General features: G+C 66.8%; 13 protein-coding genes. 9 read left to right on the forward strand and 4 right to left on the reverse strand.

Annotation, left to right across the window (positions count from 1 at the left end; all coding sequences use genetic code 11):
• The first annotated feature begins 67 nt into the window (after positions 1-67).
• Together ACRCUN_RS05275 and rsmA are read left to right on the forward strand one after the other, a co-directional pair.
• Positions 68-1,195 carry a resuscitation-promoting factor gene (locus tag ACRCUN_RS05275; protein WP_462140624.1) on the forward strand — a complete coding sequence of 376 codons (1,128 nt, stop codon included), beginning with the start codon at positions 68-70 and terminating at the stop codon, positions 1,193-1,195.
• Entirely contained in the window at positions 1,192-2,103 is a 912-nt protein-coding gene (gene rsmA / locus ACRCUN_RS05280; protein ID WP_462140967.1) for a 16S rRNA (adenine(1518)-N(6)/adenine(1519)-N(6))-dimethyltransferase RsmA, read from the forward strand. Before ACRCUN_RS05275 ends, rsmA begins: the two co-directional genes overlap by 4 nt.
• Positions 2,104-2,193: 90 nt before the next feature.
• Here rsmA and ACRCUN_RS05285 read toward each other — a convergent pair whose 3' ends face one another.
• On the reverse strand, positions 2,194-3,057 hold the full coding sequence (locus tag ACRCUN_RS05285) for a serine/threonine-protein kinase (RefSeq protein ID WP_462140625.1): 864 nt from the start codon (positions 3,055-3,057) through the stop codon (positions 2,194-2,196).
• Between the two features lie 55 nt (positions 3,058-3,112).
• On the opposite strand from ACRCUN_RS05285, the gene ACRCUN_RS05290 reads away from it, so the two are divergent.
• Entirely contained in the window at positions 3,113-4,081 is a 969-nt protein-coding gene (locus ACRCUN_RS05290) for a 4-(cytidine 5'-diphospho)-2-C-methyl-D-erythritol kinase (protein ID WP_462140626.1), read from the forward strand.
• Positions 4,082-4,413: 332 nt separating this feature from the next.
• Positions 4,414-6,051 (forward strand): fatty acyl-AMP ligase, encoded by a 1,638-nt coding sequence (locus ACRCUN_RS05295; RefSeq protein WP_462140627.1) that lies wholly within the window; start codon positions 4,414-4,416, stop codon positions 6,049-6,051.
• Here ACRCUN_RS05295 and ACRCUN_RS05300 read toward each other — a convergent pair.
• Entirely contained in the window at positions 6,041-7,399 is a 1,359-nt protein-coding gene (locus ACRCUN_RS05300) for an amidase family protein (RefSeq protein ID WP_462140628.1), read from the reverse strand. The two genes, ACRCUN_RS05295 and ACRCUN_RS05300, sit on opposite strands and share 11 nt — an antisense overlap.
• Positions 7,400-7,517: 118 nt before the next feature.
• Here ACRCUN_RS05300 and ACRCUN_RS05305 point away from each other — a divergent pair, with 118 nt between their 5' ends.
• From ACRCUN_RS05305 to ACRCUN_RS05315, 3 genes are read left to right on the forward strand one after another with little or no spacing between them, the layout of a single operon-like run.
• Positions 7,518-8,135: a DUF1989 domain-containing protein gene (locus ACRCUN_RS05305; protein WP_462140629.1), complete on the forward strand. Its 618-nt coding sequence runs from the start codon at positions 7,518-7,520 to the stop codon at positions 8,133-8,135.
• Positions 8,136-8,146: 11 nt separating this feature from the next.
• Positions 8,147-9,271, forward strand: coding sequence for an NADH:flavin oxidoreductase (locus tag ACRCUN_RS05310; protein ID WP_462140630.1), 1,125 nt, complete (start codon positions 8,147-8,149; stop codon positions 9,269-9,271).
• A complete protein-coding gene (locus tag ACRCUN_RS05315; protein ID WP_462140631.1) occupies positions 9,268-10,134 on the forward strand; it encodes a polysaccharide deacetylase family protein in 867 nt (288 codons plus the stop codon). Before ACRCUN_RS05310 ends, ACRCUN_RS05315 begins: the two co-directional genes overlap by 4 nt.
• Positions 10,135-10,155: 21 nt before the next feature.
• On the opposite strand, the gene ACRCUN_RS05320 is transcribed toward ACRCUN_RS05315, so the two are convergent.
• Positions 10,156-11,733, reverse strand: coding sequence for a helix-turn-helix domain-containing protein (locus ACRCUN_RS05320; RefSeq protein ID WP_462140632.1), 1,578 nt, complete (start codon positions 11,731-11,733; stop codon positions 10,156-10,158).
• 90 nt (positions 11,734-11,823) lie between these two features.
• On the opposite strand from ACRCUN_RS05320, the gene ACRCUN_RS05325 reads away from it, so the two are divergent.
• Positions 11,824-13,245: a cytosine permease gene (locus ACRCUN_RS05325; RefSeq protein WP_462140633.1), complete on the forward strand. Its 1,422-nt coding sequence runs from the start codon at positions 11,824-11,826 to the stop codon at positions 13,243-13,245.
• Complete coding sequence (locus ACRCUN_RS05330) at positions 13,242-13,826, forward strand: VOC family protein (RefSeq protein WP_462140634.1); 585 nt, start codon at positions 13,242-13,244, stop codon at positions 13,824-13,826. The genes ACRCUN_RS05325 and ACRCUN_RS05330 overlap by 4 nt, the downstream gene beginning before the upstream one ends.
• 36 nt (positions 13,827-13,862) lie before the next feature.
• Here ACRCUN_RS05330 and ACRCUN_RS05335 read toward each other — a convergent pair whose 3' ends face one another.
• Complete coding sequence (locus tag ACRCUN_RS05335) at positions 13,863-14,015, reverse strand: hypothetical protein (protein ID WP_462140635.1); 153 nt, start codon at positions 14,013-14,015, stop codon at positions 13,863-13,865.
• Positions 14,016-14,027 lie beyond the last annotated feature (12 nt).

Consider the following 14,027-nt stretch of genomic DNA (forward strand, 5'->3'; position numbering starts at 1 on the left):
GTCTTGTGATCAAACGCTCCGACTGGCCGGCGATGGACTGTGCCGGCAGAACCGAAACGCGAGAACCGTGGACGCGCTGAACAAAATTCATGAATCCCGATCCCCCCTGCTTCGCGGTGTCGTCGGCGCCCTGTTGGTGACTCTCACCGCGGCCGGTGGTTACGCCGTGTCGTCGCACAAGACGGTGACGCTGAGCGTCGACGGATCGCCCATGACGGTGACGACCATGAAGTCCCGAGTGATCGACGTCGTCGAGGAGAACGGGTTCGACGTCGGCGACCGCGACGATCTGTACCCCGCCGCTGAACAGGCCGTGCACCAGTCCGACACCATCGTTCTCCGGCGCAGCCGGCCGCTGCAGTTGTCGCTGGATGGTCAAGACAGCAAGCAGGTCTGGACCACCGCCTCGACCGTCGACGAGGCACTCGCGCAGCTGCGGATGACCGACAAGGCGCCCGCCGCGGCGTCGCGCGGCAGCCGCGTGCCGCTGGCCGGCATGGCCCTGCCGGTGGTCAGCCCCAAGACCGTGCAGATCGACGACGGGGGAGCGGTCTCGACCGTGCACCTCGCGGCGCCCAACGTCGCCGGCCTGCTGCGGGCCGCCGGTGCTCCGCTCGAGCAGAACGACACCGTGGTCCCGGCGGCATCGTCACCGGTGATCGACGGTATGCAGATCCAGGTGACGCGCATGCGCATCGAGAAGGTGACCGAACGCCTGCCCCTCGCCCCGGGCAACAAGCGCATCGAAGACGTCACCCTCAACATGAGCCGCCAGGTGGTCGAGGACCCCGGTGCGCCGGGCACCCAGGACGTAACTTTTGCCGTCGCAAAGGTAAACGGCGTGGAAACCGGCAGGCTGCCAGTAGCCAATGTCGTAATCGACCCGGCCCGCGACGGCGTGCTGCGAGTAGGGGCAAAGCCGGGCACTGAAGTGCCGCCGGTGACCAATGCGGCCGCATGGGACGCGCTTGCGCAGTGCGAAGCCGGAGGTAACTGGGCCATTAACACCGGTAACGGTTTTTACGGTGGTGTTCAATTTGATCAAAACACTTGGGAGAGAAGCGGCGGTCTGCGGTATGCTCCGAGAGCCGACTTGGCGACTAGAGAAGAGCAGATTGCGATTGCTACGGTGACGCAAGCCCGGCAAGGTTGGGGAGCCTGGCCGGTTTGTAGCGGGAGGATTGGGGCGCGCTGACTATTCGACTGCTCGGGCGGACCGAGATAAGACGCTTGGCCAAAGAGATCGACTTTCGGCCACGCAAATCATTTGGACAGAACTTTGTCCATGATGCCAACACAGTGCGGCGCATCGTTTCAGCGTCCGGTGTCCATCGACACGACCATGTCCTCGAGGTCGGGCCAGGACTCGGTTCCCTGACACTTGCGCTGCTGGACCGCGGGGCGCACGTCACCGCAGTGGAGATCGATCCACTGCTGGCGCGGCAACTTCCCGCCACGATCGCCGACCACTCGCACAGTGAGATCAACCGTCTCACGGTGCTCAACCGCGACATCCTGACGTTGATGCCGGCCGATCTCACCGAGCAGCCGACGGCGCTCGTTGCGAACCTGCCGTACAACGTCGCGGTGCCCGCGTTGTTGCACCTGCTGGCCGAGTTCCCGTCGATTCGCACGGTCATGGTCATGGTGCAGGCCGAGGTGGCCGAACGCCTGGCCGCGGAGCCGGGCGGCAAGGACTACGGCGTGCCCAGTGCCAAGATGCGTTTCTACGGAAACGTGCGCAGGCACGGCATGGTCTCGCCGACGGTCTTCTGGCCCATCCCGCGGGTGTACTCCGGGCTGGTCCGCCTCGACCGGTACGAGAATCCGGCATGGCCGATGGATGCGGAGTTCCGCGACGAGGTGTTCAACCTCATCGACATCGGGTTCGCGCAGCGTCGCAAGACGTCGCGTAACGCGTTCGCGGAGTGGGCCGGGTCGGGCAACGAGTCGGCGGAGCGGTTGCTGGCTGCCAGCATCGACCCGTCGCGTCGTGGTGAGACCCTCGGAATCGCGGATTTCGTCCGGCTGCTGCAGCGGGCGAAGGAAGCGGCGGGCGACGCCTGGGAAAGCAAGACGGCCGAGACCATCCGCGCCACCTAGGCACCTTTCACTCGGTGCCGGGCGCTGAGATCGACGATATGGTCGTCCACCTTCGCGGTGCGCGACCATTTCGTCGTTTTCGTGCCGATCTCAGCGCAGCGCCTTGGCGATCAGACCGATGAACTCGGCGCACGAGTCATAGCGCCGCTCGGGGTCTTTCGCCAACGCTTTGGCCAGGATCGAGTCGACCGCGTGGGGTATCCAGGCGACCTTCCGTGAGATTCGTGGCGGCGGAGCCTGGAGTTGTTGGTCGATCATGCCCATCGCGGTCTTCGCTGCGAAGGGCGGCGATCCGGTGAGAAGTTCGACTGTCGTACAGGCCAGTGCGTACTCGTCGGTGGCTGCCGAAGGCGAACGCCCACAGAGCAATTCGGGTGCCGAGTACGGCAGGGACGCCTGAATCTGCGGGTGGGGTGCTGGAGCTTGGCGGGCAATGCGTTTGGCCGGGTCGAGCGTGAGACGTCCACCGTCGTGTGACAGCCGCATGGCCACGTCCTCGGCGACCGAATGGGCCACGCCGAAGTCGATCAGTACGGCCCGCGATTGCGGTGAAATCGACTTGTCCACAAGGATGTTGGTCGGCTTGACGTCGCAGTGCACGATGCCGCGCCGGTGTGCGTGGTCGAGTGCGTCGGCGATCTGGCGTAGCGCGGTCAGTCGCGCACCGGTCGTGGGCAGCACGCCGACGGTTCCGCCTTCGATCAGTTCCATGGCAAGCCAGGCCGGACCCGCGTCGAAGACCTCGACGATGTTGGGGTGCTCGAGGCGCCCGGCGAAGTCGAACTCGCGCTGCAGCCGGGCCAGCTGGTCGGGTGCCCGGTGCGCATCGTCGAGGACCTTGAGCGCGACCGCCCGGCCTGCGTGGTCGCGTGCCCGGTACACGACGGCCCAGCCGCCGCGGCCCACGACCTCTTCGACGGCGTATCCCGCGATCGCCTCGCCGGGTGACACCACCATCACAGCTTAGGTTCAGCGACGCCGTGGACCGGTCGGCGATAGTGTCGTGGCCGTGTCCGCATCCGACGGCAGTACCGCATCCGAGTGGGTTCCCACTGGGTCGGTGACGGTGCGTGTGCCCGGCAAGGTCAACCTGTACCTGGCCGTCGGCGATCTGCGCGACGACGGCTACCACGACCTCACGACGGTGTTCCACGCGGTTTCGCTGCTCGACGAGGTGACTGTGCGCAACGCCGACGTGTTGTCGCTGACGCTCTCGGGCGAGGGTGTCGAGTCGCTGCCGACCGATGAACGCAACCTGGCCTGGCGGGCCGCGGTGCTGATGGCAGAACACGTCGGCCGTGCGCCCGATGTCGCGATCAGCATCGAGAAGTCGATCCCGGTCGCCGGCGGCATGGCCGGTGGCAGTGCGGATGCCGCGGCCGTGCTGGTCGCGATGAACACGCTGTGGGAGCTCGGCGTGCCGCGGCGGGACCTGCACGCCCTGGCCGCCCAGTTGGGCAGTGACGTGCCGTTCGCCCTGCACGGCGGGACCGCGCTGGGGTCGGGGCGCGGCGAGGAACTCGCCACGGTGCTCGCCCGCAATACGTTCCACTGGGTGTTGGCGTTCGCGCACCGCGGGCTGTCGACTCCGAAGGTCTTCGGCGAGCTGGATCGTCTGCGGGCCGACGAGGGCCGCGGTGACCTGCCGAAGACCGAGGAGCCCGAGCCCGTCCTGGCCGCGCTGGCTTCCGGCGATCCGGCCGAACTCGCCGCGCTGCTGGGCAATGACCTGCAACCGGCCGCGCTGAGCCTGTATCCGGACCTGCGGCGCACGCTGCGAGCGGGCGTCGAGGCAGGCGCGCTCGCCGGCATCGTGTCCGGCTCGGGGCCGACGTGCGCGTTTTTGTGCCCCTCTTCGACCGCGGCCGTCGATGTCGGCGCTGAGCTGGCCGGGGCGGGCGTGTGCCGGACGGTCCGCGTGGCCAGCGGACCGGTGCACGGGGCCCGCGTCGTCCCCGCTCCGTCGACATCCGTCTGACTCGCGTCAGGTGTGACGCAGACCTCAATTGTCGCGACAGTTTGGCAGCTACTTAAGGGTCTCTTAAGATGATCGACGGTGAAAGCTAGCGGTCAAGCATCGGACGCGACTTCGCCCGCCGCAGGTGTGGGCGGGCGGTTTTGCAGGCCTGTAGCCGGTACCGGTGCCCCTGCTCCCGCAACGTTGCGGGAGGTGGCTGTGCCCTTACGGAAGTCATCACCGAACCGAGACATAACTGCTGCCCAATTGTGTGCGCGCGCCTACTTAAAAGCGCCGCTCACGGGGCGGAGCATGGAAAGCCGGGCAATGACGCCGGCACCTAGGAGGTCGTCGTGAGCAGATTCACCGAGAAGATGTACCGCAACGCTCGTGAGAGCAAGCGTGGCATGGTGACCGGTGAGCCGCACGAGCCGGTGCGACACACGTGGGGTGAGGTTCACGAGCGCGCCCGGTGTATCGCAGGCGGCCTTGCCGCCGCAGGCATCAATCACGGCGACGCCGTCGGCGTCCTGGCCGGGTTCCCGGTGGAGATCGCCCCGACCGCACAGGGCGTGTGGATGCGTGGCGCGAGCCTGACCATGCTGCACCAGCCGACCCCGCGCACCGATCTGGCGGTGTGGGCCGAAGACACCATGAACGTCATCGGCATGATCGAGGCCGACGCCGTCATCGTCTCCGAGCCGTTCCTCGTCGCGATCCCGGTGCTGGAGGAAAAGGGCGTCAAGGTCCTCAAGGTCGCCGATCTGCTGGCCGCCGACCCGATCGACCCGGTCGAGACCGGCGAGGACGACCTGGCGCTCATGCAGTTGACGTCCGGATCGACCGGGTCGCCAAAAGCCGTCCAGATCACGCACCGCAACATCCACTCCAACGCCGAGGCGATGTTCATCGGCGCGGAGTACGACGTCGACAAGGACGTCATGGTCAGCTGGTTGCCGTGCTTCCATGACATGGGCATGGTCGGCTTCCTGACCATTCCGATGTACTTCGGCGCCGAGCTCGTCAAGGTCACGCCCATGGACTTCCTGCGTGACACGCTGCTGTGGGCCAAGCTCATCGACAAGTACAAGGGCACCATGACCGCGGCGCCCAACTTCGCCTACGCGCTGCTGGCCAAGCGGCTGCGCCGTCAAGCCAAGCCCGGCGACTTCGACCTGTCGACGCTGCGGTTCGCGCTGTCGGGTGCTGAGCCGGTCGAACCGGCCGACGTCGAAGACCTGCTCGACGCGGGCAAGCCGTTCGGGCTCAAGTCGTCGGCGATCCTGCCGGCCTACGGCATGGCCGAGACGTGCCTGGCGGTGTCGTTCTCCCCGTGCAACGCCGGCCTGGTGGTCGACGAGGTCGACGCCGACCTGCTGGCCGCGCTGCGCCGCGCCGTGCCCGCCACGAAGGGCAACACCAAGCGGCTGGCCTCCCTCGGCCCGCTGCTGAAGGACCTCGAGGCCCGCGTCGTCGACGAGAACGGTGAGGTCATGCCCTCCCGCGGGGTTGGCGTCATCGAACTGCGCGGCGAATCGCTGACCCCCGGCTACATCACCATGGGCGGCTTCCTGCCGGCTCAGGACGAGCACGGCTGGTACGACACCGGCGACCTCGGCTACATCACCGAAGAGGGCAACGTCATCGTGTGCGGCCGCGTCAAGGACGTCATCATCATGGCCGGGCGCAACATCTACCCGACCGACATCGAACGCGCTGCCGGCCGCGTCGAGGGCGTGCGTCCCGGCTGCGCGGTCGCGGTGCGCCTGGACGCCGGGCACTCACGCGAAACCTTCGCCGTCGCAGTCGAATCCAACGCCTGGCAGGATCCGGCCGAGGTGCGCCGCATCGAACATCAGGTGGCCCACGAGGTGGTCTCCGAGGTTGACGTGCGGCCGCGCAACGTCGTCGTGCTCGGGCCCGGCACCATCCCGAAGACGCCGTCAGGCAAGCTGCGCCGCGCGAATTCGGTTTCGCTGGTCACCGGGTAACTTCGTCACCCGGCACGGCGAGCGTGCGCGTCTGCTGCCCGGCGCGCCGCGCGTGGGCAGCATTTCGCGCACGCTCGCGGCCCTCGGGCGGGCTGAATCCGGCTGCCGTAGTGAGCAGAACGCCGTCGTCCCCGTGGGGCGCTGAGAGCAGTAACCCGCTCGGCAATTCGTCGTCGACCCCGGGCACGGGCAGGGTCACCCCGCACGCGCCCAGATAGCTCAACACCATCGTGGTGCGCAGCGTCGACGCGTTGGCGGCGTCGTACGCCGCAGCGCAGGCGAGCAGGTCGGCAATGCGTGGCGGTTCGTGGCGCACCGTCGGACACAGCATTATCGCGCCGCCGAGTTCGTCACGGAATCGGCGGCGCAGCAACGGCATTGCCGCGCGCAAGGGGGCCACCTCGGCACTGGCGTTGCGGCGCAAGCGACGTCGGGTCGCCGCCTCCATCCCGGCCGGATCGGCAAGCAGCGCCCCGAAGGCCGCGTAGGCCTCGGCGCCGACGATCGTGCCGTGCGTGTCGAGTAGGCGCTGAGCCTGCCGCAGTGACGGCAACTCGCGGGTGGTGACGACGACTCCGCTGCGACGTAACGCCTCGACGGCTGCCGTGAACGACGCGTGCACGCCGGGACTGCAGTCGTCGACCCATTCGCCTGCCGGGATGATCAGCAGCGATGCCGGCGGGACGGGATGTTGCCTGCGCACCAGCAGTCGGTCGACGCATTGGATGTCGGCGATCGAGCGTGCCATGAACCCCACACTGTCGAGGGTTGGCGACAGCGCGTGAAAGTCGTTGGGCCCGTAGCGTTGATGGCTCGCACGGAAGCCGACGCAGCCGGTGAATGCGGCCGGGACACGCACTGAGCCGGAGGTGTCGGTGCCGACGGCCAGCGAAGCGACCCCGAGGGCGACGGCCACGGCGGCACCGCAGGACGATCCTCCGGGTACCCGGGTCGGATCCAGCGGGTTGATCGGCGTGCCGAAATGCTGGTTGATGCCGAGCCCTGAGAACGCGAACTCACTGAGGTTGGTCTTGCCGACCGTGACCATGCCGACCTCGCGGAGGCGGCGAACGAGCGTGCTGTCCGCCCGCGCGGGCGGTTCATCGAGCCGTGAGGACGACCCACAGGTGGTCACGGTGCCGGCGACGTCGAACAGGTCCTTCCACACCACCGGGACGCCGTCGAGCGTGCTACGGAGGCTGCCGCGCCGCCGACGGGCATCACTGTCGCATGCTTCACGACGGGCCCGATCAGCGGTCATCGTGATCATGGTTGAGCGGGCAGCGGGGGTTTCAGCGCGGGCGAGGCTGAGCTCACACATCTGCTGTGCACTAGTGGTCTGCGGCATTACCGCAGGTTAGGTGGCCTTCAAAGGGCACCTGCATGGATGAAGCTCCACTCCGTGCCGGGTGAGTGTGTGCGAACAACCATGATGGCCGACGCAGTGTCGTCGGTTGAATGCGTACATGAAGCAGACAAACACCGGGTACCTCGAGGTGCCGGCCCGGGCCGGGCGTGCCCTGCAGATCCGCCGGGGCGACCGATTGCAAGTGGTCGACGTCGACGGCGGGCAGGTGGGCGACATGTTCGCCTTCGCGACGGCCGATGTCGGCGAGCATCTGTCGGCCAGCCACACGCGCACGGCAACCAGCAGTCTGTTCCCGCATATCGGCGATCAGTTCGTCACCAACCGCCGTCGGCCCATTCTGACCCTGGTCGAGGACACTTCGCCGGGCGCGCACGACATGTTGATCGCCGCGTGCGATCCCGAGCGCTATATCAAGCTCGGGGTCGACGACCACGATTCCTGTGCCGCCAACCTGCGGGCAGCGCTGGCCGAGTTGGGTCTCGTCACGACGATCGTGCCCCAGCCTGTCAATCTGTTCATGAATATCCCGGTCAGCCCGGAGGGCACGCTGAGTTGGCTGCCCGCCGGGAGCCGCCCCGGCGACTCCATCACGTTCGAAGCCGAAATGGACTGCGTAATCGTGGTCTCCGCCTGCCCTATGGATCTCAACCCGATCAATGGCGATCGGCCCACCCCGCTGGCCCTACGCATCACCACACCCCACATCGACACCTAGGAGATTCGAGCATGGCCAACACACACCCGGCACTGACCGCCCTGCGAATCGGCGCCCTGACACTGGACAACAGGTTCGCCGTCGCACCGATGACACGCGTGTCGGCCACCTCGGACGGCGCCGCCACCACCGAAGTGGCGGATTACTACGCAGATTTCGCGCGAGGCGGATTCGGCCTGATACTGACCGAAGGTGTCTATACCGACATCACCCACAGCCAGGGCTATCTCAACCAGCCAGGCCTCGCCACCGATGCCCATGTGCAGGCGTGGCGGCCGGTGACCGATGGTGTGCACGCTCATGGCGTACCGATCGTCGCGCAACTCATGCATGCCGGTGCGTTGTCGCAGGGAAATGCATACGGCGCAGGCACGATCGCGCCGTCGGCGGTCACGCCGCGCGGCACGATGCTCGACGAGTACGGTGGCGCGGGTACCTGGCCCGCCCCGCAGGAGATGACCCGCGATGGGATCGATGCCGTGGTAAGCGGTTTCGGCGATGCAGCGGTCCGTGCGCAGGCCGCCGGATTCGACGGTGTGGAAGTGCACGCGGCCAACGGCTATCTTCTCGACCAGTTTCTGACCGTCTACACCAACACCCGCGATGACGAGTACGGCGGCGGTGTCGCCAACCGGATCCGCATAGCCGCACGCGTGCTCAGCGAGATCCGCGACCGGGTCGCCGGGGATTTCCTGGTGGGGATCCGGCTGTCACAGACCAAGGTCAACGACTTCACCTACCGGTGGCCGGGCGGCGCGGCTGACGCGGAGATCATCTTCGCGACACTGGCCGGCACCGGTGTCGACTATCTGCACATCGCCAGCGAGGGGCGCGATTTCATCGACACCGCGCGGTTCTCGGATGGCCGGACCATCACGGCGCTCGCCCGAGAGATCAGCGGGCTGCCGGTGATGGTTAACGGCGGTATGCACGACCTGACACAGGCCGCTGACGTACTCGAGGGCGGACACGCCGATCTGTTGTCGGTTGGCCGCGGCGCGCTGGCCAATCCGGACCTGCCGAGGCGGGTGTCGGCCGGGGAGGACCTGGAACGGTTCGACCCCGGCATGCTCTCGCCGATGGCCACAATTGCCAACGCCCGCAATTGGCGAACAGCCACGAGCGTTCACTCATGACCGCGCCTTGGCATCGCGGCGCTGCCGCCGTCGCCACGCTGACGTTCGACGTCGACGCCGAAACGCCGATCCTCGCGCAGGGACGTCGCTATGCGGACCACATGATGACCATGTCGCACCAGTCGTACGGGCCTGATGTCGGAGTGCCGCGCATTCTGGATATGCTCGACGAACTTCAAGTGCCGGCAACGTTTTTCGTGCCTGGATGGGTGGCCGAGCAGCGGGTCGGGCTGGCGGCCTCGATTGTCGAGCGCGGGCACGAAGTCGCACACCACTCCTACAGCCACCGATCGCCTGTGACGATGACGGCGGCAGAGGAGCGCGCGGACTTCGAGCGTGGAATGGAGGTTTTCGCCACGCAGGACATCGACATTCGGGGACACCGTGCCGCCCTGTGGGGTGCGAGCTGGCAGACTCCGAGTCTGATCGCCGAGTACGGTCTGTCCTACGACTCCTCCCTGATGGGCGACGACCGGCCGTACCGCATCAACACCGACGTCACACCTATCGTCGAGTTGCCGGTGCACTGGTCGTTGGACGACTGGGAGCAGTACGCCTACCTGCCCGACCCGCACGTCGGTTCGGTGATCGAGTCACCGGTGAAGGTCGCCGAGATGTGGCGTTCAGAGCTCGACGGGATGCGCCGATACCGGTGTTTGTTCAACCTCTGTGTGCACCCGTTTCTTTCGGGCCGTCCCGGGCGCATCATGGCCCTGCGCGGCCTGATCGAACACACGCTGGAGCTGGGTGACGTCCGGTTCGCGCGGTGCCGCGACGTGGCCGAGGCAGTGGACGCTGACGGCGCGATCCAGCCGCGCACTCTCACACCGCCGGTCGCGCAGACAGACGTGTACCCCGACTGACGCAGCGTCGTCAGTTCTTCGTCAACTCAAGGCATCGGCTTCCAGCGCCAGGAACAGATCGACGCGGTCCTCGAGTCGACTCACATCACGTCCGGTCAGCTCGCCGATGCGAGACACCCGGTTACGGAGGGTGTTGACATGTACGTACAGATCGCCTGCGGTGGCCGACCAGTGCCCGTCGTTGCTCAAGAACGTGCGAAGGGTGCGCTCCAGCTCGGTGCCGTTGTGCTCGTCGTTCGTGCGCAACGGGCCGAGGATGTCGTCGGCGAAGCGGCGCAGCAGCGCCCGGTCGTGCAGTCCGAGCAGCATTCGATGGGTACCGACATCGGCGAAAGTGCCGACGCGCGAGTCTTTACTGCGTCGGCGAAGGACCTGGCAGACTTCTCGGGAGCCGATCAGCGGTTCGCGCAGTTCCGTCGAATCGGCCGCCGGTGCACCGATCCCCACCACGACACGGTGTTCCGGAAAGCGTTGGCGCACTGCGTCGGACAGCTGGTGACAAAATCCGCCGAGGTCCTGGCCGGTGCTGCTCCAAGGGAACACGACCACAGTGTCCTGGCTGCCCGCCACCACCACCGCCGGGATGCCACGACGCCGGAAGAACCCTTCGATCTCGTCGGTGGAACCGGCGGGTCGCACCGGCTCGTCGCCGACCACCATGGTGATGACGGCCAGCCGCGTGGCGGGGTCGATGCCGAACGTCCGCAATCGATCCTGAACATCGGCAACCCGAGCGGCACCGGACAGGATCATCTCCAGCAGCTCGCTGGAGAAGCGTGACTCTATCGCATGCAGGGCTTGCTGTTTGGTGACCTCGAGGCTGAGGAATCGCGCGGCCTGATCGATCGCGTCACGCTCGACTCCGCTGAGTTCTGCCAGCGGACGCAGGCAGAACAGCCCGGTGTCGATATCGCCCATTGCGCCTTCGACGAGGTACACCGATGCCAGCCCGGCGCCTGGCAGCTCGACTTCGAGCGGCGGTGGCCGACGAGCCAGCGCCTCGGCGGCCGCCCGGTCGGTGTCGGCGTCGGTGCCGGGCGCATCGCCGGCCAGCCGCCTCCCCATCCTGTCGACCACCAGCAGCGGCAGTTCGTGGTCGCGTCGCAAGACCTCCAGCACGCCTTCGGCGCCGCCACCGCGCGAGATGGACGTTGCCAGCGCATTGCCGCGGCGGACGAGACGAGCGAGCGCATCCTGTCGTGCCGCACCCTGTATCCGTGCCGCTGTCTCGGTGATGGCGGTGAACGGCACCCTGATCGACACCGTGGCGAGCGGAATTCCCGCGGCGACACAGGCTTCGACGAGATCGTCTGGGGCGACTGGTGTTTGCGCGGTGAGACCGAAGATCAGCCCGGCGGCGCGGGCACGTTGCAGCGCGGCGACGAACTCGCCGGCGGTCACTGAATCGCGCCACAAACCGTTGGTCAACACCAGTTCGGTGGGCCGGATGTAGGGCGACGGGTCGGGCAGTTCGGTGTTGTGCAGCCACAGCGCCTCGCTGTCGAGCGCGTCGACCGGACCAGGCGCCAGCAGGGTGAGTTCCAAGGTGGTGTCCGCGAGGAGCGTCTGCAGGCTCAGCATCGGTGTATCGACATCCATTCAGATGGGCAGTTTGTGGATGTTTATACACTCGGCGCCTTCAGTTCGCGGTGTTTCGATGAGCGGAAGCCAATCAGCGAGGAGCCGCCAATGTCCACTAGTCCGCTTGACACCAGGCCGCCCACTCAGGGGTCTGACTCAGCCGTACCGTTCGACGCGCATGGCATCGAACCGATTCCCGACGACAGCCGGGACTGTTCACCGTGGGAACTGTTCTGGATCTGGGCCGGCGCCAACATCGCGCCCATCAACTGGGTGCTCGGTGCACTCGGGATCGCGCTTGGTCTGAGCCTCATCGAGACGCTCGCGGTCGTCGTGGTGGGAAACCTTCTCGGCTGCAGCGTCTTCGGCGTCTTCAATGTCGTCGGCCACCGCACCGCGGTGAATCAGATGGTGCTGGGCCGGGCACCGTTCGGCCGGCTCGGCGCCATCGTGCCGGGCGTGGCGCAGTTCCTGCTCACGATGGGCTGGGTCGGGGTGAACACCTGGGTGGTGCTCGACCTGGTGCTGGCCGTCCTGGCGGAACTCGGCATCACCGGCGGGGCCTGGCTGGATTTTCTGGTAGCCGCGGGCATCATGGCGGTGCAACTCGGTCTGGCGTTGTACGGGTTCTATGCGATCCGCAGCTTTGAGAAGTGGACCGTGCCGGCCACCGTGGTCGTGATGGCGGCGATGACCGTGCTGGCGATCGCGACCACCGATATCAATTGGAGTTTCGCCGGCGCCGAGCTGCAGCCCGGCGAGAAGATCACGGCGGTGACACAACTGTTGACGGCCATCGGCATCGGCTGGGGTCTGACGTGGATCCCGTATGCGTCGGATTACAGCCGATTCGTTCGCGTCGACGCATCGGCCCGCGCGGTGTTCTGGTCGTCTTCGCTGGGCATGTACATCCCGACGGTCTGGTTGGCCGCACTCGGAGCGTGTCTGGCCAGCGCAGGCAGCGGCAGTGACCCGTCGGCCCTGGTGGTCGGGACGTTCGGCGTAATGGCCGTCCCCGTGTTGCTCCTGCTGGTGCACGGTCCGATCGCAACCAACATCCTGAACCTCTACTCGTGCTCGCTCGCGGCGTTGTCGATCGGGGTGCGGGCCACGCGATGGAAGGTGACTCTGATCGCCGGATTGGTGGCCACGGCGGTGCTTGCGGTGTTCGTCAACGCCGACAGCTTCGCGCATGCCTTCGACAACTGGATGGTCTCCATCTTGGTTTGGATCAGCCCGTGGGCGGCCATCATGCTGGTGGACTACTTCGCAATTCGCCGTGGCCGTCTCGACACCGCCTCGCTGTATCTGCCGGCTGAGGCGTCTACATACGGAATGTTCAACTCCGCCGGGTTGATCAGCCTCGCGGCAGGCGTCGTCGCCGGCTGGGCATGGCAGTACGGTCTCGTGCCGGCAATGCAGGGACCGCTCGCGACCGCACTCGGCAACACCGACTTCTCCTGGCTGTCAGGGAGTCTCGTCGCCGGCATCCTGTACTTCGTGCTCGCTCGGCGTACGGCGCGGGCATGACCGAGGACAGCAAACTACCGCAGGTTGTAAGCGCAACGGAACTGTCGAACAGCTTCCTCGGCAAACTGATCGAGGTCTGCTTCGTCACCGCCGACCACCGGCGCACGATGGAAGGCCTCGTGCGGCTGGGCATCGGGCCGTGGCGGGTGTACACCTTCGACTCCGCCACTGTCACCGAGCGGACCTACCGCGGGGAGGCGGCGGACTTCGGCATCAAGGTGTGCTTCGCTGACGTCGGAGACCTGGCTGTAGAGATCATGGAACCGCTGTACGGGCCGTCGATCTTCCAGGAGTTCCTCGATACCCACGGCGAGGGCATCCAGCACATTGCCTTCGACTGCGACGAGAAGCCGTGGCAGGACCGGCTGGGCGAGTTCGGGCGTCGCGGATTCCCGCCGGTGCAATCGGGCCGGTTCGTCGACGCCAACGCCTTCGCCTTTTTTGACACCGAGTCGGCGACCGGCACCGTCTTCGAAACGTATTCGATCCCTCCGGGTTTCGTGTGGCCGGAGCCCGAGGAGTGGTACCCGGCCCCGCCGCCGCCCGGGCAGGCGCCGCCGGTGCGGCCGCAACGGCATTAGGGACAGGCGCTGCCCGCTGGCACCCAAGGCGCACCATCAGCGTGCGTGTCTGCTGCCCGGCACGCCGCGCTGGAGCAGCATTCCGCGCACGCTCGCAGCCATTGGCATCCGCTCAGCCTTCACGGCGACCCGGTTCTGCCGGACGACGTTCGCGCGCACGGCCAGCAGAAGCACGGCGGGCACAGTCATCAGCGCCAGCAT

Source organism: Mycobacterium venezuelense (assembly GCF_054919535.1).